This is a genomic window from Pseudomonas sp. EA_5y_Pfl2_R50 (genome assembly GCF_963970475.1).
In the GTDB taxonomy this organism is placed as follows: Bacteria; Pseudomonadota; Gammaproteobacteria; order Pseudomonadales; family Pseudomonadaceae; genus Aquipseudomonas.
The window spans coordinates 1-255 of record NZ_CAXAPT010000256.1 but is presented as its reverse complement, the minus strand read 5'-3'; the positions used below and the strand labels follow the sequence as shown (position 1 = coordinate 255).

The window sequence follows — 255 nt, the reverse complement described above, 5'->3', positions numbered from 1 at the left end:
CGGTGCATCTGCTGCCGCATCTGGCGTGGGCGTGGTCAGTGGATCGCTGGGATTACCGGTGGACCGAGGCCACCAAGCGCGCGGCAATCAAGGCGTCGTTTTACATCCACAAGCACAAGGGCACCATTGGCGCGCTGCGTCGTGTGGTCGAGCCGCTGGGCTATCTGATCGAGATCGTCGAGTGGTTCCAGACGGTGCCCGAGGGCGTGCCGGGCACCTTCGCGCTGAAGGTCGGCGTGCTGGACACCGGTATCA

General features: G+C 64.7%; 1 protein-coding gene. It reads left to right on the top strand.

Annotated elements, in window-relative coordinates:
- On the top strand, nucleotides 1-255 hold a 255-nt coding region (locus AACY19_RS27710; protein ID WP_339454677.1), incomplete at both ends, for a phage tail protein I.